24 protein-coding genes are annotated in these 26,601 nt (G+C 50.6%); 12 read left to right on the top strand and 12 right to left on the bottom strand.

The window, feature by feature from the left end; genetic code table 11:
- Nucleotides 1–3: 3 nt before the first annotated feature.
- The 3 genes from HF324_RS04170 to HF324_RS04180 all read right to left on the bottom strand — a co-directional run bounded on the left by HF324_RS04170 (nucleotide 4) and on the right by HF324_RS04180 (nucleotide 1,870).
- Nucleotides 4–477, bottom strand: a complete 474-nt coding sequence (locus tag HF324_RS04170) for an RNA polymerase sigma factor (protein ID WP_168809817.1) — start codon at nucleotides 475–477, stop codon at nucleotides 4–6.
- A gap of 131 nt (nucleotides 478–608) precedes the next feature.
- Nucleotides 609–1,136 carry a DUF1697 domain-containing protein gene (locus tag HF324_RS04175; protein WP_168809820.1) on the bottom strand — a complete coding sequence of 176 codons (528 nt, stop codon included), beginning with the start codon at nucleotides 1,134–1,136 and terminating at the stop codon, nucleotides 609–611.
- Nucleotides 1,133–1,870, bottom strand: coding sequence for a DUF4184 family protein (locus HF324_RS04180; protein WP_168861966.1), 738 nt, complete (start codon nucleotides 1,868–1,870; stop codon nucleotides 1,133–1,135). The genes HF324_RS04175 and HF324_RS04180 overlap by 4 nt, the downstream gene beginning before the upstream one ends.
- Nucleotides 1,871–2,046: 176 nt before the next feature.
- On the opposite strand from HF324_RS04180, the gene HF324_RS04185 reads away from it, so the two are divergent.
- Both HF324_RS04185 and HF324_RS04190 read left to right on the top strand, forming a co-directional pair.
- The gene (locus tag HF324_RS04185) at nucleotides 2,047–2,571 is read left to right on the top strand and encodes a YceI family protein (protein ID WP_168861967.1); all 525 of its coding nucleotides are present in this window, start codon (nucleotides 2,047–2,049) and stop codon (nucleotides 2,569–2,571) included.
- A 141-nt stretch (nucleotides 2,572–2,712) separates the two neighbouring features.
- Entirely contained in the window at nucleotides 2,713–3,963 is a 1,251-nt protein-coding gene (locus HF324_RS04190) for a DEAD/DEAH box helicase (RefSeq protein WP_168809826.1), read from the top strand.
- 6 nt (nucleotides 3,964–3,969) lie between these two features.
- Here HF324_RS04190 and HF324_RS04195 read toward each other — a convergent pair whose 3' ends face one another.
- The 4 genes from HF324_RS04195 to HF324_RS04210 form a co-directional block, all read right to left on the bottom strand.
- Nucleotides 3,970–4,596, bottom strand: a complete 627-nt coding sequence (locus HF324_RS04195) for a hypothetical protein (protein ID WP_168861968.1) — start codon at nucleotides 4,594–4,596, stop codon at nucleotides 3,970–3,972.
- 154 nt (nucleotides 4,597–4,750) lie between these two features.
- Nucleotides 4,751–5,338 carry a YceI family protein gene (locus tag HF324_RS04200; protein ID WP_168861969.1) on the bottom strand — a complete coding sequence of 196 codons (588 nt, stop codon included), beginning with the start codon at nucleotides 5,336–5,338 and terminating at the stop codon, nucleotides 4,751–4,753.
- 37 nt (nucleotides 5,339–5,375) lie between these two features.
- The gene (locus HF324_RS04205) at nucleotides 5,376–5,810 is read right to left on the bottom strand and encodes a DoxX family protein (RefSeq protein ID WP_168809831.1); all 435 of its coding nucleotides are present in this window, start codon (nucleotides 5,808–5,810) and stop codon (nucleotides 5,376–5,378) included.
- Between the two features lie 130 nt (nucleotides 5,811–5,940).
- Nucleotides 5,941–6,444 (bottom strand): MarR family winged helix-turn-helix transcriptional regulator, encoded by a 504-nt coding sequence (locus HF324_RS04210; RefSeq protein WP_220101270.1) that lies wholly within the window; start codon nucleotides 6,442–6,444, stop codon nucleotides 5,941–5,943.
- Nucleotides 6,445–6,535: 91 nt separating this feature from the next.
- Between HF324_RS04210 and HF324_RS04215 the strand changes: the two genes are divergently transcribed.
- The gene (locus HF324_RS04215) at nucleotides 6,536–7,075 is read left to right on the top strand and encodes a DinB family protein (RefSeq protein ID WP_168809833.1); all 540 of its coding nucleotides are present in this window, start codon (nucleotides 6,536–6,538) and stop codon (nucleotides 7,073–7,075) included.
- Here HF324_RS04215 and HF324_RS04220 read toward each other — a convergent pair.
- The 3 genes from HF324_RS04220 to HF324_RS04230 form a co-directional block, all read right to left on the bottom strand.
- Nucleotides 7,072–7,812 (bottom strand): 3-oxoacyl-ACP reductase family protein, encoded by a 741-nt coding sequence (locus HF324_RS04220; RefSeq protein WP_168809835.1) that lies wholly within the window; start codon nucleotides 7,810–7,812, stop codon nucleotides 7,072–7,074. The two genes, HF324_RS04215 and HF324_RS04220, sit on opposite strands and share 4 nt — an antisense overlap.
- A 99-nt stretch (nucleotides 7,813–7,911) precedes the next feature.
- Nucleotides 7,912–8,421, bottom strand: a complete 510-nt coding sequence (locus tag HF324_RS04225) for a DinB family protein (protein ID WP_168809837.1) — start codon at nucleotides 8,419–8,421, stop codon at nucleotides 7,912–7,914.
- A complete protein-coding gene (locus tag HF324_RS04230) occupies nucleotides 8,396–8,794 on the bottom strand; it encodes a transmembrane 220 family protein (RefSeq protein ID WP_168861970.1) in 399 nt (132 codons plus the stop codon). Before HF324_RS04230 ends, HF324_RS04225 begins: the two co-directional genes overlap by 26 nt.
- A gap of 608 nt (nucleotides 8,795–9,402) precedes the next feature.
- Between HF324_RS04230 and HF324_RS04235 the strand changes: the two genes are divergently transcribed.
- The 6 genes from HF324_RS04235 to eboC all read left to right on the top strand — a co-directional run bounded on the left by HF324_RS04235 (nucleotide 9,403) and on the right by eboC (nucleotide 19,353).
- Nucleotides 9,403–12,639, top strand: coding sequence for a SusC/RagA family TonB-linked outer membrane protein (locus HF324_RS04235; RefSeq protein WP_168861971.1), 3,237 nt, complete (start codon nucleotides 9,403–9,405; stop codon nucleotides 12,637–12,639).
- Between the two features lie 31 nt (nucleotides 12,640–12,670).
- Nucleotides 12,671–14,443, top strand: coding sequence for a RagB/SusD family nutrient uptake outer membrane protein (locus HF324_RS04240; RefSeq protein ID WP_168809843.1), 1,773 nt, complete (start codon nucleotides 12,671–12,673; stop codon nucleotides 14,441–14,443).
- 156 nt (nucleotides 14,444–14,599) lie between these two features.
- Nucleotides 14,600–16,093, top strand: a complete 1,494-nt coding sequence (locus HF324_RS04245) for an FG-GAP repeat domain-containing protein (protein ID WP_168861972.1) — start codon at nucleotides 14,600–14,602, stop codon at nucleotides 16,091–16,093.
- Between the two features lie 399 nt (nucleotides 16,094–16,492).
- A complete protein-coding gene (locus HF324_RS04250; protein ID WP_246269410.1) occupies nucleotides 16,493–17,380 on the top strand; it encodes an EboA domain-containing protein in 888 nt (295 codons plus the stop codon).
- Nucleotides 17,381–17,392: 12 nt separating this feature from the next.
- Nucleotides 17,393–18,379 carry a TatD family hydrolase gene (locus tag HF324_RS04255; RefSeq protein WP_168809847.1) on the top strand — a complete coding sequence of 329 codons (987 nt, stop codon included), beginning with the start codon at nucleotides 17,393–17,395 and terminating at the stop codon, nucleotides 18,377–18,379.
- Nucleotides 18,380–18,432: 53 nt separating this feature from the next.
- Complete coding sequence (eboC, locus tag HF324_RS04260; RefSeq protein WP_246269412.1) at nucleotides 18,433–19,353, top strand: UbiA-like protein EboC; 921 nt, start codon at nucleotides 18,433–18,435, stop codon at nucleotides 19,351–19,353.
- A gap of 58 nt (nucleotides 19,354–19,411) precedes the next feature.
- On the opposite strand, the gene HF324_RS04265 is transcribed toward eboC, so the two are convergent.
- On the bottom strand, nucleotides 19,412–20,050 hold the full coding sequence (locus tag HF324_RS04265) for a response regulator (protein WP_168809849.1): 639 nt from the start codon (nucleotides 20,048–20,050) through the stop codon (nucleotides 19,412–19,414).
- A gap of 18 nt (nucleotides 20,051–20,068) precedes the next feature.
- Nucleotides 20,069–22,048, bottom strand: coding sequence for a tetratricopeptide repeat-containing sensor histidine kinase (locus HF324_RS04270; protein ID WP_168861973.1), 1,980 nt, complete (start codon nucleotides 22,046–22,048; stop codon nucleotides 20,069–20,071).
- Nucleotides 22,049–22,585: 537 nt separating this feature from the next.
- Here HF324_RS04270 and HF324_RS04275 point away from each other — a divergent pair.
- The 3 genes from HF324_RS04275 (at nucleotide 22,586) to HF324_RS04285 (ending at nucleotide 26,467) form a co-directional block, all read left to right on the top strand.
- Nucleotides 22,586–23,743, top strand: coding sequence for a 3-dehydroquinate synthase (locus HF324_RS04275; protein ID WP_168809853.1), 1,158 nt, complete (start codon nucleotides 22,586–22,588; stop codon nucleotides 23,741–23,743).
- Nucleotides 23,740–24,960: a metabolite traffic protein EboE gene (gene eboE, locus HF324_RS04280; protein ID WP_168861974.1), complete on the top strand. Its 1,221-nt coding sequence runs from the start codon at nucleotides 23,740–23,742 to the stop codon at nucleotides 24,958–24,960. The genes HF324_RS04275 and eboE overlap by 4 nt, the downstream gene beginning before the upstream one ends.
- A 142-nt stretch (nucleotides 24,961–25,102) precedes the next feature.
- Nucleotides 25,103–26,467 carry an alkaline phosphatase family protein gene (locus tag HF324_RS04285; protein WP_168809858.1) on the top strand — a complete coding sequence of 455 codons (1,365 nt, stop codon included), beginning with the start codon at nucleotides 25,103–25,105 and terminating at the stop codon, nucleotides 26,465–26,467.
- Nucleotides 26,468–26,601 lie beyond the last annotated feature (134 nt).

The raw sequence follows: 26,601 nt of genomic DNA on the forward strand, positions 1-26,601 counted from the left end.
GGGTCATGATTTTAGAATGGTCTTTAGTTTGGTTTTGATACGATTGAGCTTTACGCCTACATAATTCACGTCAATGCCGGTAATAGCGGCAATCTCCTGATAGGTAAGGTCCTCGAGGTAAAGGGTGATAATGGCTTTCTCTGCATCGGAGAGTTGCTGCAGCGCCTGGAACAACTGCTCCTGCTGCTCCGTCAGCGCCGGGGCAGGAACGGCCACATGATCGGGCAGCGTATCCGGATAACTCACCCGGGGACTCTTTTTACGAAAGGACGCCAGCGCCGTATTCAGCGCAATCCGGTAGATCCAGGAAGATAGCTTCGCCTGGCCCTGGAAGGATGGATACGACTTCCAGAGCTGGTAAACGATTTCCTGAAAAAGGTCTTCCCTGTCTTCCGGCGTGTCGCGGTACAAACGGCATATCTTATGAAGAATGCCCTCATGCTGCCGCAGCAGACCTAAAAATGTTTCCTGGTTCATGAACAGCAGCTGTTTGGGGATATTAGTTGCTGCGGAAGCAAAAAAACTTACAGATGGCGTGGAAATTTTAAAATTTGGTTATTGAGGGCTGTTTCCTATAGACAGCCCCCCAATAGCCCAATAACCCAATATCAAAATACTGAAACTTTCTGCACAGTCGCTAAATTGCGGGTAGTGGCCACAAGGCCCAGCTTCTTTTCGAGATAGTTGTTGGAGAAAGGTGGTGCGCCCATATTCTTTTTCATCAGCACATATACCTCTTTCCCGTTCATCCGGTAGGTCTCTATGTCGCTTTGCATGGTCTCCAGCACCGCCGCGGCCTTATCACCCGGCAGCGTTTGCAGAAAAGCAATATATATCTGCAGGTCTTTGTCCGGAACAATACCAGGATAAGGATTGTTGTTCAGCACTGCCTGTAGGTCGGCCACGCTCCGGATACAGGCCGGCACCTCAAAACCCAGGTTTTTGGCCAGCAACCGCTCTATTTCAGGTTCCAGCGCTGCACCTTTACCGGCGGCATCGAAGATAACATTGCCGCTTTGGATATAGGTCTTCACATTTTTAAAACCCGCCTGCTCAAACAGCGCCCGTAATACCTCCATTTTTACCTGTCGGCCACCTACATTGACGGCCCGCAGGAATGCAACGTACCTGGTCATAACCTCGTTAGTTTTTGCCCCAATACTACGGCAAAGAATCCATAAAAAAGAGCGCCCATCACAATGGCAAGATAATCGATGCTTTTCCTGAAAACATGCGGCTGCTGCCGGTAAAACAGTAGGATCGCGCTGGCGGCAACAATCATCAGCAGCCAGAAAACGGGCTTATGGCGCCCCTGTACCTCCCTCGGCAGGAAAGGACGCGGCAACCGCAGGAAAAACCAGAACAATAACAGCAATCCCACCGCGGAAGTGAGGTATTGCAGCAGGTACCAGGTCTCCATCGGTGAACCGAAAACCATCACGTCACCCTGTAAAAAAGAAAATAACTGCACAAAATACCCTGGCCCATGCGTAAAAGCATCCAGGAAAAAATGCGTAAGCGTACCGGCAATGACAGACAATATCACAACCCCATAATTTTTCCGGAAATAACTGCCCCAGTGGAAATACCGGAAATAATGCAGCCGCGCTGCGGCCCATACCGGCAGATAACGGATCAGCGCAGGTTTGGCCGCTTCATGATATAAGAAGGCCAACAGCAGCGCAAGCGGCACGTCATATACGAAAATGCCCCACCATTCATGGCCGTCATCAAAATAAGGGTCAAACAATAAAAAATAGAAAAAGTCAGGTACCATGGCGCCTATCATCAGGCCGGTCATGGAAAAGAAGGGTCGCTGTCTGCAGGCAAGCGGCAAAACAATGGCTATATGAGAGATCGTAAAAGGCATAGCGGCATAGTTGTGACTAAATTTAACGCATATGTAGATATTATGTTAAAATTCGAAAAGTTAAATTATCCCCTGAAGGCAAAATGTCCATCATTTCCGGTATTTAATCCAATGCATAAAAGAAAGACGGGAACTAAATTTGTCAGGTCTTTGAAAACATAAAAAAACAATGTGCTATGACTAACTGGAAAATTGATGAATCACACAGCGAAATAGGATTCAAAGTAAAACATCTCATGATCACTAACGTAAGCGGCTACTTTACCCGCTTCTCCGGTAGTATCCAGACAGAAAGCGAGGATTTTCACGACGCAACGATCTCCTTCGAAGCAGCAGCTGACAGTATCGACACACAGAACGCACAAAGAGACGAACACCTGCGCAACGGCGAGTTTTTCGACTCCACCAACCACCCGAAAATCAGCTTCGTCTCTACCAAAGTGAAAAAGATAGATGACGAAAAATATAAACTGACGGGAAATCTCACTATTAAGGGGCAAACCCACCCAATTGAACTGGATGTGGAACACAGCGGTATCACCGTCGACCCCTGGGGCCAGCAGAAGGCCGGCTTTGCCCTGAAAGGCCGCCTTCACCGCACTGACTACGGCCTGCGCTGGAATGCCACCACCGAAGCCGGCGGCATTGTCCTCAGCGACGAGGTAAAACTCAACATGGAAATACAATTGGTCAAATCCTGAATCAATTACGAATACGGATTACGAATTACGAATTGAGGGCTTCTTTGTAGAGCGGTTATTAAGCAACCTTTCTAAAAGGAGGCCCTCAATTCGTAATTCGTGATTCGTAATTCGTAATTTCGCCGGAGATAACCAGCGTAAATGAAATTTGAACAATACAATATATCTCCTGAAATTAAGGATAGCCTGGCTGAACTGGGCTTTAAACGTCCTACGGACATTCAGTTCAAAGCCATCCCCTCTATTCTGAAGGGAGACGATGTAATGGCCATTGCCCAGACAGGTACGGGCAAAACGGCCGCTTTTGCCATTCCGGTACTGCACCGGCTCCAGCAACAGGACCGCCGCTACCGGAAAGACAAATATGAGGTGAAATGCCTGGTAATGGTGCCTACCCGCGAACTGGCCATACAAATCGCCGAAGTGTTCCAGCAGATCGGCCAGTATACGGAACTCCGTATCCTCGCCCTCGTAGGCGGCGTAGACCAGGGACCGCAGATCAAATACCTGGAAAAGGGCGTGGATGTGCTCATCGCCACCCCCGGCCGTATGTTTGACCAGCTGAACCAGGAGCACCTGGACCTCAGCAAAGTACAAATCCTGATCCTCGATGAAGCAGACCATATGCTGGACCTGGGCTTTATCCGCGATATCCGCGATGTGATCAAACGCATTCCCCGCCAGCACCAAACGCTGTTTTTCTCCGCTACTCTCGATAAAGACATTAAAGACCTCGCTTACTCCGTGGTCAACAACCCTATCCGTATACAGATCTCTCCCGATGACCCGGTGTCTAAAAACGTGACCCACTCCGTAGCCTACGTGGAAATGGACGATAAACGCTTTTTCCTCGAACGGCTGGTTCGGGAATTCCCGGACAAAAAAATACTGGTGTTCGTACGGACGAAAGTACGCGCAGAAAGAGTAGTGGCCGCCATGGCCCGCGTGGAAATCAAAGCCCTCGCCATGCACGGCGGCAAAGAACAGGATGACCGCCTGCAGGTAATGGAAGAATTCAAAAAAGGCGATGCGCGTTTACTGGTAACGACCGATGTGAACGCCCGCGGTATTGATATCCCCAATGTGGACTACGTCGTTAACTACGACCTGCCGGACGTGCCGGAGAATTATGTGCACCGCGTAGGCCGTACCGGCCGCGGCGTACAGAAAGGCCGTGCGGTATCTTTCTGCAGCACTGAAGAAAAACCGCTGCTGGACGCTATCCAGAAATTCCTGGGTAAGGAAATCACGGAAATGAAAATCAATAAAGGAGACTACGAAGATACCATCCGCTTTTCGGAAGAAGCGCCCAATGATAACTGGCAGCTGCTCATTGACCAGCATCATGAAGAAATGGCAAAACTGGGCAAGAAAAAGAAGAAAAAGAAGTAATAACGCTCACCCATACACTTTTTTCATGCTGCGGTAGAGCATCTGCGCTTTATTGCGCATGGCGCGGCTTTCAGCAGAAGGATGCAGTTCGGCGTTCAGAAGCGCCATGCCATAGAGCAGCGGTATCTTCTGGAAGTTAATATTGTTGTTGTGAAGGTCGTTCTTCCAGTTATTGCCGCCGTAGTTGTCTTTGTAGGCTTCCTCCATGGCATCATACTGTACCTGGCAACTCTCTTCGTCAAACCATCCGGCCATGGCGGCAATGCCGGTCAGCTCCTCCATCAGCGCCCGCTCTTCCTGTTCCTCCGGACGTGAACGGCCATAAAACAGGACCATATACAAGGCCGCCAGTGTAAGGATAACCGCAATAGCGACAGATACCTGGCCTGGCCGGTCGCCCGCTATGAGGATAGCCGCAATGCTGCCCACGATCAGCGGGGAACGCAGGTATCCGGCAACAACGCTTTGCCGGTTCAGTTTGATCCGGAAACCTTCTCTTTCCTGTCCCTGCTTACCCACGATCACCATGGAGTATAACGGTTTCAGGGGAAGAATGACCAGGGTGAACCTGGTTTCAATCTGCTGTTGGTTGTATTTTTTGACTGCGCCGAGGAAAATGCTGCCAATGGCCATGTAGAACGGGTTTTAAGGATACAGACAAATCTATGAATATTTGGAGATTTTATGATTTACGATTTTGGTATGTCGGGGATCAAAAAGAACGGAGACCAAAGCAGTTTAAACCCGCTTTGGTCTCCGTTTTTTATTTTATAAAATTTTGAAATTTCTATTTTTTAACGATTTCTGCGTTTACCAGGATATCAACAGCCGGAGCTACTGCATATACGCCGGAAGGCAGCTTGTCTGCGTATTTCACGCCGAAGTCCAGACGGTTGATAGTGGCTTTGGCGGTGAAACCTGCTCTCCACAGGCCCCATGGGTCTCTTACCACACCATTGTAAGTAACGTCGAAGGGTACACGTTTGGTCGTGTTGCGGATGGTCACGTCAGCCAGCATGATGTATTTGTTGCCGGTCACTTTTTTGAAAGACACGCTTTTTACCTTGATATCGGGAAACTGTGCGGCGTTGAAGAAGTCATCGCTTTTCAGGTGGCCGTCACGTTGCTCAATGCCGGTGTTGATGCTGTTCACGTCGGCGGTGAAATCTACTTTGGCGTTCTGGAAGTTAGTGCTGTCGGCGGTTTCAACGGTGCCGGTGAATTTAGCGAAATGCCCCTGCACATAGTTGATGCCGAGGTGCTTCACGCTGAAAATGATGGCTGTATGGGCCGGATCGGCATTCCAATTTACCTGTGCAAAAGAGGCAATGCTGGCCAATACCAGGAGGACGGTAGAAAAAAACGCTTTCTTCATGTTTTATTGTTTGTTGTTGTATGAAAAGAAATCAGAATTATTTAGTCAGTTGACGGTCTACAGACCAGCGGCCTGCGCCTTTGATCAGCAGCGCCACCAGGATACCCAGTGTCAGGATATGGAATTCAAAACCTTCGCCAGCCTGTGTGCCGCCCCAGTTCATAAAGAAACCATTTCCGGTGTGCATGGAAGCGGCTACCACCATGATGATGGTCAGCATCAGCGCCCACAGGCGGGTGGTGAAACCAAACAGGATCAACAGGGAACCGATGCTTTCCGAGATAATTACCAGGAACGCAAGGAAAGCCGGGGTGCCGCTGGAGGTAAAAAAGTTCATCGTGGCTTTGAAGCCATGACCGCCAAACATGCCGAGAAGTTTCTGTAAACCATGCGGCAGCATAACGATGGCCACTGTTACACGAATAATAAACGAAGTAATGCTATCGTCTGTTTGCAATAAGCGCTTTAACATAAAGGGTGTTTTTATTGTTATAGTGTTTAGGTAGTAAACTATGTAGGTGTAAACAAATATTGTCTATACAATTGTTTGGGTAAAAAATAATCTCCGCAAGGAGATCCGGCGATGCTTATATCATCTCAGTTTAGTCTCTCAGCCTGTCGAGCATGTCGCCCAATAACTTCACTTCGTCTGTTGTCAGCTTTTTGGCCAGCAACTGATCATTCTGGTCCATGGAAGGATCCAGCTCTTTCAGTACCTCCATGCCTTTATCGGTGATTTCGATCTCTACCTTACGGCGGTTGGTCGGACACTGAATACGCGTCAACAGTCCCTTCTGGCGCAGTTTCTCCACCAGCCGGGTAGCATTGCTCATCTTATCCATCATGCGCTCCTGTATGTCCAGCAGGTTCAGCGGCTTAGGCCGGCTGCCCCGCAGTATACGCAGTACATTATATTGCTGGGAAGACATGTCATACTTCTTCAAAAGCTGTGAAATGCCCACTTCCAGCCAGTTAGCCGTAAACATGATATTTAACATGGCCCGCTGATAGTCGTTAGCAAATTTTACCTGTTTTATTTCATCTTCCAGTCTCATAATTACAATTACCACTGTTGTATATACAACAAAGGTAAATGTATTTTTCATTACTGCAAATTTTTTTCAGAAAAGTAAAAAGCTGCTGACAAAGGGTTGTCACCTCGGGGTGTTTTCTTTGTATTACAAAACAAACAACGCTATGATAAACACTGCTATTGCTCCTGCTACAAACCTGGTTGACTACGCTAAAGGCTTTGCTGCCTATGAATTATGGGCCAATAAAACCCTGGTGGAATGGTTGAAAACGAAAAACGCCGCCCTCCTGGAAGCGCCGGTGACTTCCAGCTTTGGATCTGTTAAAGAAACGCTGAAACATATGTGGAGCACTTCCGCATGGTGGACAAAAAACCTCCGCGGCGAACATCCGTCACTCACTTTTGGCCCGTTGGAGTGCAAAGAATCCGTCGCGGAGGTGCTGGAGGGAATCGTAAAACAGGCGGAAGAACTGATGGAACTGGTCAGTGCCATGACACCGGAACAACTGGAACAGGCTTATCCCGTTACTATCCCGTTCACCGGTGATTTCAACATTCCGGCTTACGAAATGCTGTCACAGATCACGCACCACACCACTTACCACCGCGGACAGGTAGTAACCATGGGGCGTCACCTTGGTTTTACCGACGCCCCTATGACTGACTACATGTTTTACCTGCTGGTAGGGGAAAAGCGTTATTAACTGTTGGTCCCGCCGTCGATGGTGATGGCGGTGCCGGTAATATAACCGCTTTCCGGAGAGGCGAGGAAGGTGACCAGTGAAGCGATATCTTCCACCTTGCCATATTCTCCCAGTGAAATATTTTTTCTTTGTGCATCGGCATGTTCACCGTTTGCAGGGTTCATGTCGGTGTCGACAGGGCCGGGTTGTACGAGGTTGACCGTAATGCCCCTGGGGCCCAGATCCCGGGAAAGACCTTTATTAAAGGCGGTCAGCGCCGACTTGCTCATGGCGTAAAGCGTGCCGTATGGTCCGGACACCCGGTCTGCCATGCAGCTGCCGATCGTGATAATACGCGCGCCCCTGCCCATGTGTTTGGCTGCTGCCTGCGTGCCTACAAATACCGCCCTGGCGTTGATGTCCATGGTCTGATTGTATTCTTCGAGCGTGTAATCTTCAAACGGCTTCATCACGGCAATGCCGGCATTGTTAACGAGTATGTCTATACGGCCAAACTCGGCTGCGGTTTTTTCCACTGCCGCCACTACTGCGGAAGGATCTGCACTGTCGGCCGCAATGGCCAGGCTGCGCTGGCCTTTACGCGCCAGGGCGTCCGCCACGCCGGCCGCCTTGTCTGCGCCCCTGTTATAAGTAAATGCTACGGTTGCTCCCTCATCTGCCAGTTGTTGCACAATGGCGGCGCCCATGCCGCGGCTGCCTCCTGTTACCAGGGCTATCTTGTTTTCCAGACGTTTCATACAAAATGATTTTATGCCTGCAAAGCTAGATGGGGCGCGGAGATTAAAGAAGAGGAGATGTAATTGTTAAGGACTAACATAAATGTTAGTCCTTAACCCTCATAGATATCTTTCGTGGAGAATACGGAGATGATGTATCTGGTGACCTACCATCGTAAAGCCCATGGCCAGCACACACATCTGGTATTTCCAGGAGGTGCCGGTCCGCAGCAATGCTTCGTCGGGAAGGCTGCGGAAGAACGCAATGGTGGACTGTCTGACTGCCACCAGTTCCTGCAGCACGTCTTCAAAAGAACGATGTGCCGTAAAGGCCTCGCCGGCATACAGGTCCTGGTCGAAGCCGGGAGTAGCGTTTTTATCGTTGCGCGCAAATACGAGCGCCCGGTAGGAAAAAACCCGCTCAGTATCAGTAATATGCTGCAACACGTCTTTGACGGTCCACTTTCCCGGAGCATAGGCATAGTCGCCCCGTTCAGCCAGCTTGTCTTTGTCCAGCGTCTGCAGGTCGCGCAGCGACTGCTCCAGGGCTTCCATCAGCGGAACGTCCGGTACCTGGTCAATGTACCGGCTGAAATATTCGGGATCAGGATGAATAGCCTGCTTTCTCATATGGTTTTTTCTTTTTGGCGTAAAAATAATTGATGCCCAAAGCTACGATACATATAAATAACCCGAAGAATTCACGGGTGTCTTCTATCCATGGTTTTTCGGCTTTCATGGTCTGTGCAATATTCTCTGCCTGGTGCTGCGATACCCAGTCCACCACCCCGTCTTTAGTAAAGAATAAATAGATGGCATATACGAAATAAACGGCTATGCCCGTCAGGTACAAACGGGGATAGAACCGCTGCCGCGCTGCCATCCCGCAACATACGGCGGAAAACAGGTAAATGGGCATCCACACATAGGGATCGGGGTCATTGTATTGCAGCCCCGCGAAAACAATAAAAAGAAAACAAAAGATAATGTTGAATACTTTCATGGCCCGGATAATTGAGACGTTAAACATACATAAAAGATCACGTGCTTGTACTTTTTTATCCCTAAAGTATTATACTTTTTTATCCCGCCAGTGCGGATTACTGTAAGAATGGCCCCGTAAATTTTTTTTATTTAGAGAAATGTTAAAAGAACACTTGTCTGAGCTAATTTATTGTTATATATTCGACGTATTATAAGAAAAATTCCACGTGAGAACCAAAATCTGAAGTAGGAAAGTGTAATACTAAATTGAGCCGATTCTCACAAAGTTCATTGTTAGCAAATCAATTGTTTACTAAAAACGTTGCTTTATTTCATGTAGTTGATCATAGGTGTAAACATGTCCGCATCCATGTCTTGCATCGTCAAATTTGTGGTTTTTAATTGTTAAACAGACAGTTATTGTTTGCGTCGTCGCTGCTGTAATGCATCATACAGAAGCCGGGGCATCTAATGCCTGTACATGACACCTGTTTGCTGCCGGCGCTTGCACCCATCGCCCGCAACGGGATGCTTATGTCTTCAACTGTCTGCCGGACAAAGGAACATACAAGACAGGTACTCTATTTTTTCACCGATTTTTCTAAAACGTTACCCTTCAACCACGTTATGAAAAAACATTTTTACCAAGGACTGGCCGTTCTCCTATGCGGCATACTGCTATTACTGGGCAGTAGTAACGTATTCGCACAAACGAAAGTTACGGGTAAGGTGTCTGATAAAGCATCAGGCAACCCGCTGCCAGGCGTTTCGGTATATGTAAAAGGTACCAACCGCGGTACTGCTACCGATCCCAATGGAGGTTTTACCATTCAGGCCAAATCGGGAGAAACACTGGTGTTCTCCTTTGTAGGCTACGACCCGCAGGAGGCCGTCGTAAGCTCGGGCACTGTCAATGTACAGTTATCCGAAAAAGTAGGTTCACTCGAAGAAGTGGTGGTGACCGGTTATGCCAGCCAGAAGAAAAAAGACCTGACCGGCGCTGTCGCCGTTGTAAAGGTGGAAAACATCACCAAACAGCCGACCTCCCAGATCGCTAACCAGCTGCAGGGGCAGGTTTCCGGTATCACCATCGTGGGTACCGGTCAGCCTGGCCAGGAACCACAGGTGTCCGTACGCGGTAAAAACACCTTCGGCAACAACACTCCGCTCTACATTGTGGACGGTGTGCCCATTTCCAACCTGGCCGATGTGAACCCCAACGACGTACAGACCATGCAGGTACTGAAAGATGCAGGCGCTGCCTCTATATACGGCGCACGCGCGGCCAACGGCGTTATTATCATCACCACCAAAAGAGGTACCGGCAAAGTAAAAGTACAGTATGACGGTTACTACGGCACGCAAAGACCTCAGGGCGGTAATCCCTTTCATATCCTGAATCCGCAGGAACAGGCGGACCTGTTATGGATGGCTACCCGCAACAGTACCAACGGTACCCCCGTATTTGATGACGTGCTCTATGGTAAAGGCGATAAACCGGTGCTGCCGGATTATATTTTCCCGGAAGGAGCCATGGAAGGAGATCCCCGCGTAGATCCCTCTAAGTACTACCTGATACCGGATTACAAAGATGCAGGGATGCTGAACAGCTTCTATCGTATCAACAAAGCCAACAAACAGGGCACTGACTGGTACCATGAAATATTCAAGCCAGCTCCCATCACCAGCCATAACATCTCCGTGGCAGGTGGCAGCGATATCGGCAGTTATTACTTCTCCATGTATTATTTCAATCAGCAGGGTACGCTGAAAAATACCTATAACAAACGTTATGCGGTAAGGGCTAACTCCAGCTTCAACATCACCGACCATATCCGCGTGGGTGAAAACATGGAATACTCCATCATCCAAAACCCGCAGATAGGTATCCTCACCGAAGGCAGCGGTATCGGTATGGCTTTCCGCGAGCAAAGCATTATTCCGGTATATGATATCAAAGGGAACTATGCCGGTACCTGGGGCGGTGCACTGGGCAACGCGCGTAACCCGGTTGCTATCCAGGACCGCTTCGGCAGCACCAAAGCGCTGGCCAGCAGGTTGCTGGGCAACGTATACGCGGAAGCCGACATCCTGAAAGATTTCACTCTCCGTACTTCCTTCGGTGGTGAAATCTACTCTTTCAACAACCACAGCTTCACCTATCCGGAATATGAAAACAAGGAAAATACAAGCGTAAACACCTATACAGAAACCACCGGCAACGGTTATAACTGGACCTGGACCAACACGCTCAGTTATCATAAAAAAATAGCCGGTAATCACGACCTGAAAGCGATGATAGGTACAGAAGCCTTCCAGCAGGTAGACCGTACACTGACAGGCAGCACCACCAATTATTTTTCTTTCGATCCTAACTTTACCACCCTTAGCTCCGGCTTCGGAACGCCGATCAATGGCAGCGGATACGGTTCCAATACCTTGTTCTCTCTGTTCGCCAGACTGGATTATTCCTTTAAAGACAGATACCTGCTGGGCGCACTGGTCCGCCGTGACGGTTCTTCCCGCTTCGGCGCCAACAACCGCTATGGTAACTTCCCCGCGGTGAGCGCGGCCTGGCGTATTTCACAGGAAGAATTCATGAAAGGCCTCACCTGGCTCTCCGATCTGAAAATTCGTGGCGGCTGGGGTATTATGGGTAACCAGATCAACGTGGACCCGGCCAACGCCTTTACGACCTTTACGTTTAACAAAGCCACCTCGTTCTATGACCTGACCGGTAGCACCAGCACCATCGCCAACGGCTTTATGCAGGGAAGGATCGGCAACCCCAACGCCAAGTGGGAAAGCAATACCAACTCCAACATTGGTATCGATGCGACCCTGTTTAAAGGCGCATTGGAATTCTCGCTGGACTATTACAGCAAACGTATTAAGGACTTGCTGTTCAACCCTGAGCTGCCGGGCGTATACGGCGCCGCTGCACCGCCTTTTGCCAACGTAGCGGAAATGAAAAACCACGGATGGGATTTCTCCGCCACCGGTAACATTCAACTGGCTTCCAAACTGAAGCTGACGCTTACCGGTACATTTACCAGCTATAAAAACGAAATCCTTAAGATATCCGAATCCGCTCCCTACTTCGAAAGAGAAAACCGCCGCTATGGTGTAGCGATCATCCGTAATGCGGTAGGACGCAGCATCAGCGAATTCTTCGGTTATCAGATCGAAAAATTCTGGGATAGCAAAGAAGAAGTGGATGCCGCCAACAACGCCGCCAAAGCCAAATATCCTGATATAAGCGAATATCAGCAGGCTGCCGCCCCCGGCCGCTTCCGTTATAAAGATGTGAACGGCGACGGCAAAATCGATGCACAGGACCGTACCTACCTCGGCAGTCCTAACCCGAACTTCACCTACGGCCTCAATATCGGTCTTACTTACAAAAACTGGGACTTCTCCATGTTCCTCTATGGTGTGCATGGTAACAAGATCTGGAACCAGGTAAGATGGTGGACAGATATCTACGGTTCTTTCAACGGTGCCAAGAGCAAAACAGCATTGTACGACTCCTGGCTGCCTGACCGTAAAAACGCCACCGCGCCTATCCAGGAGCTGAAACCTAACTTCAGCACTTCCGATCCTCCAACATCTTACTATGTTGAAAACGGTTCTTACCTCCGCGCTAAAAACATGATGCTGGGATACACTTTCCCCGCTTACATGCTGAAGAGAGTGGGCGTAGAAAAATTCAGGATATATGTGCAGGCCGCCAATGTGTTCACCATCACCAAATACACAGGTCTCGATCCTGAAATTACCGGTAACACAGACTCCTTCGGTATCGACGAGGGCGCCTATCCTAACCAGCGGCAATACCTGGTGGGCGTTACACTGAATTTCTGATCTGATTATCTGAATTGTTAAACTGAGAAAAATGAAAACATTACGATATACAAGCGGAATATTGCTGGTAGCGGCGCTGCTCGGCAGTGGCTGCGGAAAAAGCTTCCTCGAAAAGCCGGCCTATAGTTCATTATCAGAAGAGATCGTGGCCAACAAAGACGGTGTTAATTACCTGCTGGTAGGCGCCTATGCCGCACTCGACGGCGCCGGCGCTCCCACCGCTTCACTCGGTGGCGGTAACGCCTGGGAGGCGGCAGCCACCAACTGGGTATATGGCAGCGTGGCCGGTGGCGATGCTCACAAAGGCAGTGAAGGTACAGACCAGACGCCCATCAATGAAATCGCCATCTGGCAGCCCAATGTGGCCAACTCTTTCTTCAATACCAAGTGGAGAGCGGTATACGAAGGCGTAGCCCGTTGCAATAACACCCTGAGGCTGATGGCACAGGCCAAAGACATGTCTGATGCCGATAAAACGAAAGTAGAAGCGGAAGCACGGTTTCTCAGGGGGCACTATTATTTTGAACTGAAGAAAATGTTCAACAAGGTGCCTTATATCACCGAAACAACCGCCGACCCGGTGATACCTAATGAAGGAGACATCTGGCCCAATATCGAAGCCGACTTTAAATATGCACAGGCTAACCTGCCGCCTACACAGCCACAGGTAGCCCGCGCCAATAAATGGGCGGCACAGATATACCTGGCTAAAACGTATCTCTATCAGAAAAAATACGCAGAAGCCCTGCCCCTGTTTAAAGATGCCATCGCCAGCGGCGTCACTTCCAATGGCCTCAAATACAAACTGACCGATAACTTCGAGGATAACTTCGATGCATCCAAAAAGAATAATTCGGAGTCCGTATTTGCCATTCAGATGTCGGCCAACGATGGTACCAACGGTATCGCTAACGCCAATATGGGTGATATGCTGAACTTCCCCGCCAACTTCAAATGCTGCGGCTTCTATCAACCGTCTTTCGATCTGGTGAACTCCTACCGGGTAGATGCTAACGGCTTGCCTTACCTGGACGATTACAACCAGCATCCGGTGAAATCCGATATGGGCATCAGGTCCACCCAACCGTTCACCCCGGATGCCGGACCGGTTGATCCCCGCCTGGACTGGACGGTAGGTCGCCGCGGCGTTCCTTATCATGACTGGGGTTACTTCGCGGGTTCCTCCTGGATCCGTGATCAAACCCAACGGTATGCCGGTCCGTACGCCACCAAAAAAATGGTTTACTGGAACTATAACAAGGACAAGTACATGGACAATAACTCCTGGGCGCCCGGCAGCGCGATCAACGTATTGCTGATCCGCTTCTCCGACGTGCTGCTGATGGCCGCGGAATGTGCTGCCGAAACCGGAGACCTGGGAACAGCCCTTACTTATGTAAATACAGTGCGCAGCCGTATGAAAGACCATCCTGAAGGCTGGGTGCATGACTACAAAGACCCTGCTAATCCTATCCAGGGCTTTGATCCCAACAAACCACTGCCTTATTATAAGATAGGTTTGTACACCGCCTTCGGTGATGTGAACTTCGCCCGCAAAGCGATCCGCTTTGAGCGTAAGCTGGAACTGGCAATGGAAGGACACCGCTTCTTCGATATCTCCCGCTGGGGCATTGCAGACCAGGTGATGAACGCCTATTTCGCTTTTGAAAGCGCCATTACAGACGATGTGAAAGGCGGCCATTTTACAAAAGGGAGAAATGAATACTTCCCTGTTCCGCAACGGCAGATTGATCTGACGCTGAAGAACGGCCAGCCGGTATTGAAACAGAACACCGGGTATTAATTACGAATTACAAATTACGAATTACGAATTAGGGGCTTCCGTACGGGGGCCCCTAATTCGTAATTTATAACCGGCAATCAAAATTTGTAATTCATCTTTTATATTTCATATTTTATACTCCGCTTTTAAATTCGTAATTCGTAATTCGTAATTGAAATGAGAATATTCCTGGCAGCCTTATGTACCGCATTCCTGGGTTGTTTTGCCCCGTCGGCCAAAGAGAAGGGAAAAATGCTGGCCGACAAATACTGTACTTCCTGTCATCTGCCAGTAGATCCTTCTATGCTCGACAAAGAGACGTGGACCAAACATGTGTTGCCGGCCATGGCACCCAGGCTGGGCATACGGGTATGGTCCGGCGATCAGTATTATCCCGTGGAAGGCCAGCGGCAGCCCGGGCAGATTTCTTTCCAGGAATGGATGGAACTGGTAAAGTACTTTGAACAGCAGGCGCCTGTGAAACTGGAGCCGGCAAAACCGCCGGTACCGCTGCAGCATGATTGGTTCGGATTCACCATTAAACGTCCCATGGGAGATTCGTCCGGTGTGGCGGGAACCACGATGGTTTCCTTCGATACCGCCGCCGCGCGCATTTTCACCAGCGATACCTATACCAGTACCCTCGATGCCTGGGATAGTTCCCTGCGTAAAAACAACGCCTGGAAACTGCCTTCTCCGGTAGTCAATATCCTGTACACCCGGGATAGCGGAAAATCATCATCTGCCATCATCACCCAGATAGGTAATATGAGAGCGGTTGACGAACCGTCAGGTATTATAAGCAAGCTCAACATTAATGACCCGCATAGTAAGCAGACAGACCTGATGCCTTTCCTGAAACGCCCGGTGCAAACACTGCAGGCGGACTTTGATAAAGACAGTCTGGTTGACCTGCTGGTATGCGCTTTCGGGCATAACCAGGGCGGGCTATACTGGCTAAAGCAGTTGCCCGGTCACCGTTACGAGCAAAAAACCATTACAGAAGTGCCGGGTGCCATACAGGCTGCAGTAGGAGATTTCAACGGCGACGGATGGCCGGACGCCATGGTGCTTTTTGCTGCGGCAGATGAAGGTATCTGGCTGTATGAGAACGACCGGAAGGGTGGTTTTAAATCGACCAATCTCCTGCGGTTCCCGCCGCTCAACGGTTCTACGAGCTTCCAGCTGGTGGATTTTAACGGAGATGGTCAACTGGATATACTATATTCCTGCGGAGACAATGCAGATTTTTCGATGGTGCTTAAACCTTTTCACGGTTTATATGTCTATAGGAACGAAGGTAACAACAGTTACCGCCAGGCATGGTTTTATCCCGTGAATGGCTGTACGAAGGCTGTAGCCGCGGATTTTAACCTTGACGGCATAACAGATATTGCGGCGATTGCTTTTTTCGCAGACATGAAAAATAATCCTGCAGAAAAATTTATTTTGTTCGAAGGGAAGGACCATCAGCTGAACTTCACGCCCCATGCGCCTCCTGTAGAAAAGGAAGGGCGCTGGATATGCATGGACGTAAAAGATATGGATGGTGATGGTGATCAGGATATCATACTAGGAAACTATGGAAAGGGATTTAATATACTGGATGGATATACGCCTGATTGGAAGGAGTATCAACCCTTTATAGTGCTGGAGAACAAACGGAAGTAAAAAACGGTAACGTAAAAATCGACGGTTTATTTGGAGAAGAAGTAGAATAATATGTATATTACAGCCGGTAAATATTTCCACGAACGGGTACTTACATATGTCGGGTCACACGCTGCAAATAAATGCATTAATTGTTACGGATGTAACGTACCTTTGCTCTTTCAATTCAGCTCATTATAACAAAGAGATATTTTCATGGTGCTGTCGCCGGGCAACATGTATAAAGATATCCTGATGCATAATCAGGTTTTAGAATGGCGGAAGGAGAGGCAGCAATGCCTCTCTTTTATTTTAATAACCACCTATCAAATATTAGCCCTGTAATTCGGAAAATCTGCACAATCCTGTTTATTTTTAATCAGAAATCAGTGTTCACCTATTCTAAACAGGAATCTTCAAGTGGCGCAATATGTATATGACAGGCAGAAAATGAGCGAAGCGCTGACCGCCATTATTGCCGGCAATAGTAGTGAGGCAGCCAGAGACTGGCTACAGCAGCGGCTGGAGAAAGCCGCTTCCATACCGCAGTTTAATCAGACTTTTACCGCGATTCCAAGGTTCACCGGAAAAAATATTGTCACTGTGTCGCCGGAACAGGCTGCGGTATTGCATCAGCTGGTGCCCGGATTCTTCGTACACGGGTGGACGTTAGACCGCCTGATAAGGGTGTGGTGGTTGCTGCAACTGGATGCAACCGATAAAGCCGCGTACCTGGATACCGTGGAAAAGCTTTTCCTGTCGGCCGAAATGAACGAGCTGGCAGCGCTCTACAGCGCCCTGCCGTTACTCGCTTACCCGGAAACATGGATATTTCGTACAGCCGAAGGCGTTCGGTCCAATATCGGGGTGGTACAGGAAGCAGTCATGCTGCAGAATCCCTATCCCGCCCGCTACCTGGACGAGCCCGCCTGGAACCAGCTGGTGATGAAAGCTATTTTTACCGATAAGCCCCTGCATCTTATTTCCGGCCTCGATCAGCGCAGTAATGCCGCATTAGCGGCTATCCTGACGGACTTTGCGCACGAACGGTGGGCCGCCGGCCGAAAAGTATCGCCGATGCAATGGCGGCTGCTGACCGCCTTTGTGACAGCGGATAATATGGCAGACCTCACCCGCGTCTGGCACTCGGCCGACCAGGTGGAAAAAGCCGCCGCCGCCCTCGTATTTTCTGGTTCAGATTATGCACCGGCTAAAACACTGCTCGCGTCAGACCCGGCGCTGACCGCTGAAATACAAAGTGGCGCCCTCTCCTGGGACGTCGTCGCCGCTAAATTAACCCAGAACTAAATCTGAAAAATTATGTGTGGAATTCATGAACTGACCGAAAAAGACCTTCAACCGCTGACCTATACACCGGCTTATCTCGATAAAATAAAAGGCATGCGCTTCTTCGACCCGCATGTGCATATGACCTCCCGTACCACCGACGACTACCAGGCTATGGCCGATGCAGGCGTGGTTGCCCTTATTGAACCGGCTTTCTGGCTGGGACAACCCCGTACCGGGGTAGACACCTTCCGCGATTATTTCAACAGCCTCCTCGGCTGGGAACGTTTTCGCGCGTCTCAGTTCGGTATTAAACATTATTGTACCATCGGGCTCAACTCCAAAGAGGCCAACAATGAAGCGCTGGCGGAAGCCGTGATGGAAATAATGCCACAATTTATCTATAAAGAAGGCGTAGTAGGCGTGGGCGAAATCGGCTTCGACGACCAGACCCCGCTGGAAGAAAAATACTATCGCGCCCAGCTGGAACTGGCAAAGGAAGCCAATCTGCCGGTACAGATACATACGCCTCACCGCGACAAGAAAAAAGGCACGCAGCGCAGCATGGACATCGCCATTGAACACGGACTGCCGCCTCACATGGTGATCGTAGACCACAACAATGAAGAAACCGTGAAAGAAGTGCTGGACCGCGGCTTCTGGGCCGCCTTTACCATCTACCCCTTTACCAAAATGGGAAATGAAAGAATGGTGGAAGTGGTAAAACAATACGGCAGCGAAAGAATCATGGTCAATTCAGCAGCCGACTGGGGCATCAGCGATCCGCTCGCCGTACCGAAGACAGCAGCCCTGATGCACGAAAGTGGTATTGACTCGAATGACATTCATTTGGTAACTTACGTTAATGCTGTAAAGGCGTTTGCGCAGAGCGGTCAGATAAATGAAGCGGATTTTGATATAGCCGGAAATATTGACCAAAGTGAGAAATTCAATGGAAGCACCGTTCTACGCGGAGGCCAGCAGCCAAGAATCAATAAAAATACAACCATCATCCGGTAAAGGCCTGGCAGTTTCGTTACTGCTGGCAATGAACCATGAAAACCTGTTATTCGGTGAGTTATATTGTTAGCAAAGTAATCGGATACCTGCGCCTGATGCGCCCGGCCAATATTGTCACCGCTATCGCGGATATCCTGGCGGGCGTGGCCATTTCCGGCTATTTCCTGAAAGTGACCTTTGAAACGCTGACACTGGACCAGACCCTTCCCGTGGTATGCCTGTGTCTTGCCACTGCCGGCCTGTACGGCGGCGGCGTAGTATTCAATGATGTTTTTGATGCGGAACTGGATGGCACAGAACGGCCGGAAAGACCCATCCCCAGCGGCGTTATCTCGCTGACCCAGGCGATTATCCTGGGCAGTTACCTGCTGCTCGTCGGGATCCTGGCGGCCTTTTCAGTGGGAGGCATCAACGGCCTCACCGGCTGGCTGGCCATCGCCACAGCGGTAGCTGCACTTGTCTATGATAAATGGGGAAAACACCACAGCTTCCTCGGCCCTGTGAATATGGGCCTGTGCCGCGGCCTGAATCTCCTCCTCGGTATTTCTATCGTACCGGGAGCTGTCGCCACCTGGTGGTGGGTGGGCCTGGTGCCTATCCTCTATATCGCGGCGGTGACCAACATCAGCCGGGGTGAAGTGTATGGCGGGACCACCAACAGTATCCGCATAACAGCGGTTTGTTATGCCATCGTATTGCTGACCATCGGTACAGTGGCCATCTTCCATCACAACGGCTGGAAAGTGCTGCCCTTCCTGCTCTTGTTCGCCTGGATGATTTTTAAACCACTGCGCAACGCCTGGAAAAATCCTGTGGGACCCAATATCGGGAAGGCGGTGAAAGCCGGTATCGTAGCGCTGATCGTCATGAATGCCTCCTGGGTGGCGGCTTTCGATGCACTCAGCTATGCACTCGCGGTACTGCTGTTGCTGCCCATCTCCATGTCGCTGGGAAAAGCTTTCGCCGTTACATGAGCCGGTCACTAAATGCACTGCCGGGTAGCACCTTCCAATTCGTAATTCGTAATTCGAATCAATCCACCAGTCCTCTTTTAATGGCTTCCTTCACAAGCCCGGCGGTGTTCTTCACGGCCAGCTTCTGTGTGAGGTTAAGCCGGTGCGTTTCTACGGTACGGAGACTGATAAACAGTTTCTCTGCTATCTGCTGATTGGAATGTTCTTCTGCTATCAGCTGCAAAATCTCTTTTTCCCGGCGGGTAAGCGGAATCTCATAACCGGATGACCGTTGCCCGGTGAGCATTTCATGGAGCAACTGCTGCTTGATGCCGGCATCCAGAAACTGCTCTCCGTTGTAAACCTGCTCAATGGCAGCTACCAACGCTTCCTGATCGGTGTTTTTCAGCAGGTAACCACTGGCGCCGTTGCGTAACATCTGCTTGATATAATGCGATTCCATGAAGTTGGTGAGCGCAATGATCCTGATATCCGGGTGATTTTTATGTACGAGTTTGCACAGTTCCAGTCCGTCTATGTCCGGCATTTGTATGTCTAACAGCAGCACATCGGGTTGCGCGGCAGGTAATGCTTCCATCAGTGTGGTGGCCACACTGCTTTCGTATACGATCGTAATGTGCGGATAAGGCGCCAGCATGGCTTTTAAACCATTGATGACCAACAGATGATCGTCTGTGATGGCTAATTTTATCTTCATAAAAAATAATTGGGGCAGCTATCCTATTTCTGCCAGTTGCATAATTGCGATATTAAACTCTATATAGGCGGTAGTCCCTTGTCCGTTGGCAGCCGCAATTTCCAGGTTGCCGTTCAGCGCCCTGATCCTCGACTGCAGGCTGTTGAGCCCCATGCCTGACTGTGTTTCCCGTGATTCCTGTATTCCTATCCCGTTGTCTTCCACTGTGATGGTCAGCAGCTGGTCCTGGCGGGTGAGCTGCACAAGCGCTTCGGTAGCCTGGGAATGTTTGATGATATTATTGACCAGTTCCTGTACGATCCGGTAAACAGACAGCTCAAAATTGCCCTTGAAGCGGCCGATGTTATCCGGCGCATAACACGAAATGGCCAGATGCCGTGAATGGCTGACGTTGCGGCAATAGAAACGGACCGCTTCTGCCAGCCCCATTCTGGCCAGTAGCTCCGGCATCAGGTTATGGGCCGTTTTACGCACCTCGCCGATGGCGTCGTCCAGCATGCCCATGGCATGACTGAAACTAGCGTCTGTCTTCAGTGCGGGCTGGTCGTGCTTCAGAGCGCCGAAATGCATTTTCACAGCGGATAACAGGCCACCTACCCCGTCATGCAGGTCTTTCGACAGCCGGGTGCGTTCTTTTTCTTCGCCCTGTATCATGGCTTCCAGCACCTGTACCGTTTTCTCTGCTTCCATCGTATGCAGCTGCTGCTCCTGCAGATGGTGGCGGTGTCTTAACCGCTGCCAGACGACGGCCACCATCGCCAGCAATACCACGGCGCAAATGAGGAAAACGAAAATCCACCTGTTCTGTTGTTGTATCTGCAGGTCTTTCAGGGCCAGTTGCAGTTCTTTGGCGGTAAGCTCGCGGTCTTTTTTCTCCGACTGGTACTGCATTTCCAGCAGCATCACGTTGTTGCGCGCGGCATCGCCGGCGAGCGAATCGTTAAGTTCTTCAAATTGTTCTCGCAGGGCGAAAGCCTGCTCATAATGCCCCAGGGTAGCTTTCAGGTTGGAGGCCACGAGGTACCCCCATCTCAGCTCGTTGGTGGCTTTGTACCGGCGCGCCATCGTGATGGCCTGCTCCACGTAGGACAACGCTTCGGTGTACCTTTTCAGGTTAAACAGCTCCCGGCCATAACCCAGGTAGATATACGTCAGCAGTTCCTGGTCAGGGTATTTGCGGGACAGTTCCAGCGACCGTGCGTAGTACTGGTAAGCCTGCGGCCTTTTGTCCTGTTCGAAATACAGGTTGCCCAGGTTTACATAGGCTTTCAGCACATAGGCGCTGTCTTCCAGCCCCCGGCCGGCCGCGATGGATTTATAGTAATACTGTTCTCCCTCCTGGTACCGTTTTTGGACCACCATACAGGAACCCATCGTAATCAGGGCGGAAGTGATGCGCCGCTGGTTGCCGATGGCAATCCCGTTACGATAGGCCTTTTCGGCATATCGATATGCTTTGTTGTAGTCTTTCAGCACGATAAAAACAGTCGCCAGGTTATTATTCATCAGGCCGGAGAAAAGGCTGTCTTTCGTGGCGTCGGACAGTTTGAGCGCTTCCAGGTAGCGCCCGGCGGCCGCCGTAAAATTGCCCAGCTGGTGATGTTCATTGCCGCTGAAGCTGAGTGCGCGCATCAGGCTGACCGTATCCCGGAGGGCTGCATAGATCTTTACCGCATTATCTACCATGAACAACGATTCTTCATACCGGCCCTGCATATCCTGTATATACATATAGTAACAGGCGAAATCGGCTACGCCTTTGGCGTAACCCAGCTGCCGGCTCAACCGGAGGGCTTCCCTGAAAATGCCATCCGCCTTCCCCAGGCTGTCCGGCATGTAACTCATGGCGTAAGCAATCAGGGTATTCACCCGGCCGGTATCGGCTTTTTGTTGCTGCAGCACCCTGAAAAGGCTGTCCTGCGCTGCTGTATTGAAAGCACGGGCAGATGAACAGAGCCCTGCTACCAGACAGACAGCAAACAATATTTTTTTAAACATCGCTTAATGCGCTTACCTGTTAACAATCAGATCTATATGTGCAACAAGAGAAGTATGAAAAACATCCGTGTTACAGGGTTAACAACATGGGGGGCTTTCGCCGGAAATCTATCCAAACAAACAACATACGTTGGCTTGCAATAAGCCCGGAGGGCGTTGCAACGAAGGGTAAATATCTTCATTTCCCCGGTCATACGCAACAGGTAGCTGGATGAACGGAAACAGGGGATAAACGTATTTTCCCCTATGGCAGGTGGCAGCTGGCTGCTGGCAAGGCTTTGCCGCAGCTGTGGACAGCTCCGTAGAAATACGCAATTTTTAAAATAATGGTTTGTACCGGTACATACCCCCATAAAAGCGGGTTTCTTTGCAGCAGTAATGAACCATTTCTCTATTGCATACCGATAACAACAAACAGGTAGAACCCCAAAAAAGGCTCCGTTCCCGGAGCCTTATTCTTTATGGAAATATCTCATTTTTATGTGTACTTTTAAAGGCTATTGAATTTTTTAAGATTGATGCTAGCGGAACTAAGCCATGGAGTACATTCAACAACAATTCGACGTTAACTTTTCTTTCAGGGTCTTTTTTTCAAGAGATTTATTTGATCCGGCCAATACCTGTTTGTCAGCCTTTCTGGAGTCTAAAGCCGATGCAGCGTTCCAGAAGAAATTACTGGTCGTCCTCGATGGAGGCGTAGCTGCCAGTCACCCCGGCCTTGCCGGGAAGATTTCCTACTACCTGATGCAGGTGCGCGGCTTCCGGCTGGCGCCGGAAATGATAACGCTCACCGGCGGAGAAAGCGTGAAAAACGACCTGTCACAGCTGTTTTCCCTCGTAGACGCCATCGACCAGCATGGCATCGACCGCCATTCCTATGTGATCGGCATCGGCGGCGGGTCTCTGCTGGACCTCGTCGGTTTTGCCGCCGCCATCTCCCACAGGGGCGTGAAACACATCCGTATCCCCACCACCGTATTGTCGCAAAACGATTCCGGCGTAGGGGTGAAAAACGGGATTAATTATAAAGGCAAGAAAAACTTCCTGGGCTCCTTCGCCCCGCCGGCAGCGGTGTTTAACGACAGTACTTTCCTGACCACGCTCGACGGGCGCGACTGGCGCTCCGGTATGGTGGAAGCGGTGAAAGTGGCCCTTATCCGCGACGCGCCTTTCTTCGAATGGATGGAGAAAAAAGCGGAAGCCCTTACCAACGGCGATATGCCGGCCATGGAGGAGCTGATTTACCGTTGCGCGGCCTTGCATATGGCCCACATCGGTGGCGGCGGCGATCCGTTCGAAAGCGGCTCGGCCCGCCCGCTGGACTTCGGCCACTGGAGCGCCCATAAGCTGGAACAGCTGACGGCGTTCTCCCTGCGGCACGGAGAAGCGGTATCCATCGGGATAGCGCTCGACAGCGTATATTCCTGCCTGTTAGGATGGATCGACGAAGCGGCGATGCTACGTATTATTCGCGTACTTAAAGCGATGCAACTGCCCATCTGGCACCCGCTGCTGGAAAAGCAGGATAACGAACCATCTCCCGTGATCGCCGGGTTGGAAGAGTTCCGCGAACATCTCGGCGGACAGCTCACGATCTCCCTGTTGCGGGCTATCGGAAGAGGCGCGGAAATACATCATATAGACCTGGATATGCTGTACAAAGCAGCAGACATCTGCCAAAAACTACAGTCATGAGAACAGCATACGGACATCTGACCTATTGCACCAATATTCACCCCGGGGAGAAATGGGATGACCATTTCGCGCAACTCCGGAAGTATATACCCGCCGTTAAACAACAAGTAGCGCCTGACCAGCCCTTTGGCATCGGCCTGCGCCTGGCAAATACCGCCAGCCTGGAACTGACAAAGGAAGAAAACCTGGAGGCTTTCAAAGCATGGCTGCAACAGGAAAACTGTTATGTGTTTACGATGAATGGTTTCCCTTACGGCGGTTTTCACGATACCGTGGTGAAAGACCAGGTGCATGCGCCTGACTGGACGCAGGCCGACAGGGTGGCTTATACCATCCGCCTGTTCCGCCTGCTGGCGGCGTTGCTGCCGGAAGGACTGGAAGGCGGCATCTCCACTTCGCCCTTATCTTATAAATACTGGTGCAACCGCTGTGAAGAAGAGAAAAATTCCTTCACGGAAAGCGCCACCCTTAATATGTTGCTGGTAGTGGAGCAGCTGGCCCGCATCCATCGTGGCGGCGGCCCGCTGATGCACCTCGATGTGGAGCCGGAGCCCGATGGATTGCTGGAAAATACCGCCGAATATATCGGCTGGTATATGGGCTCCCTGCTGCCGGCAGGTATTCCGTTTATCATGGACAAACTGCGGGTGGACGAAGCCGAAGCGGCCACCATCATCAAAAATCACGTACAGCTTTGTTATGATGTCTGTCACTTCGCGCTCGAATATGAAGCGCCGGAAGCGGTGCTGGCGCAGCTGCGGCACTACGGCCTTAAAGTGGGTAAACTGCAGATCAGCGCGGCGCTGAAAGCCGGCCTGCCTACGGGAACGGACCAACGTAAAAAGGTGATCGACGCTTTCCGCCAGTTCAATGAGCCCGTTTACCTGCACCAGGTGATCGGCAGAAAAGCCGACGGCTCCCTGGTACGCTACCCGGACCTGCCGCAGGCCCTGGAAGACGCCGGTAATCCGGCCGTGGTGGAATGGCGCTCCCATTTCCATGTGCCGCTGTTTGCCGAGCGGTATGAAGTGCTGCATTCCACGCAGTCCGATATCGTAAGGGTACTGGAATTGCAGCGGCAACAGCCGTTTACCGCACATATGGAGGCGGAAACCTATACCTGGGACGTGCTGCCACAGGGCCTGAAAGAAGAAATGGCGGTGTCTGTATCGAGAGAGCTCAACTGGATCAAAGAGAGAATTACGAATGACGAATGACGAATGACGAATTGAGGGTTTCTTTATAGAGCGGTTATTAAGTAACCTTTCTAAAAGGAAGCCCTCAATTCGTAATTCGTAATTCGTAATTCGTAATTGTTTTAATAGCTTTATACCGGAAAAAGAAACGTTGGTTGTATCTATGAGAAAAACAGTCGTATTAGATGTTGTAGGACTATCTTCCTCCTTGCTGGAGCATATGCCTTTCCTGAAAGCATATGCGCAGCAAAGGCATGTGGCTACAGTAGCCCCTATGTTGCCCGCCGTCACCACATCGGTGCAGAGTACCTATCTGACCGGTAAGTGGCCGAGTGAACACGGTATCGTAGGCAATGGATGGTATGACCGTACCGACTGTGAGATCAAATTCTGGAAACAGTCCAACAAACTGGTGGAATCGTCCAAAATATGGGACAAAGCCCGCCGCCTGGACCCTTCCTTTACCGTGGCACAGATGTGCTGGTGGTACAATATGTACGCCAATGTGGACTACTCCCTGACGCCCCGTCCCAATTACCTGTCGGACGGCCGTAAAATTCCCGACTGCTACACCACACCGGATACGCTGCGTGACTATCTGACGCAGGAACTGGGGCCTTTCCCGCTGTTCAACTACTGGGGGCCTACCGCCAATATCAGGTCTTCCCAATGGATTGCCGATGCCACCATCCTGACAGATAAACGTTATGATCCCACACTGACCTTTATTTACCTGCCGCATCTCGACTACTGTCTGCAGAAATTCGGGCAGGACCCGGCAGGTATTGCCAAAGAGCTGCAGGAAATCGACGGGGTATGCCGGCAGTTGATTTCCTGGTACCAGCAGAAAGGTTGTGACCCGATCGTTTTGTCGGAATACGGCATCACCAATGTGAATCATCCGGTGCATATCAACCGGGTGCTGCGCGAAGCAGGTCTGATTGCCGTGCGCGTGGAGAGAGGGCTGGAGCTGCTGGATGCCGGCGCTTCCAAAGCCTTTGCCGTGTCTGATCACCAGATAGCGCATATTTACGTCAACGATCCTTCCTGTTACAAGCAGGTGCGCGACCTCGTTCAAAAGGTACCCGGCGTACAGCTGGTGCTGGACCGGGAAGGGAAACGGCAACACCACATGCATCATGAACGCAGCGGCGACCTGGTGCTGATGGCCGATGCCAACAGCTGGTTCACCTATTACTACTGGCTGGACGACAACAAGGCGCCTGATTTTGCGCGTATTGTGGATATTCACCGTAAACCGGGATATGACCCGGTGGAGATGTTTATGAATCCTGCCGACCCGCTGATCAAGCTGAAGGCAGCCGCCAAACTGCTGAAGAAAAAGCTCGGGTTCCGTTACCTGATGAATGTGATACCGCTGGATGCCACGCTGATCAAAGGTTCGCATGGCCGTCTCGAAGAAAACCCGGCCAACCACGCGGTGGTGATCAGCAAGCAGCCGTTCCGGCAAAATCAGCTGCAGGCGACCGACGTATATGAGGTGATATGGAACCAGTTGGTGAACTAGATCATTCCCGTAAATATAAATGAAGAAAGACCCTGGCCGGCAGCCTGTTTCCGGGCGGGAGCAGGCTACCGGGACCGTTATCCCGGTGACGTGCTGCCGGAGCAGAGTCCCTGCTATCAAAACCGCGATGGCAG

It is taken from the genome of Chitinophaga oryzae (assembly GCF_012516375.2).
In the GTDB taxonomy this organism is placed as follows: domain Bacteria; phylum Bacteroidota; class Bacteroidia; order Chitinophagales; family Chitinophagaceae; genus Chitinophaga; species Chitinophaga oryzae.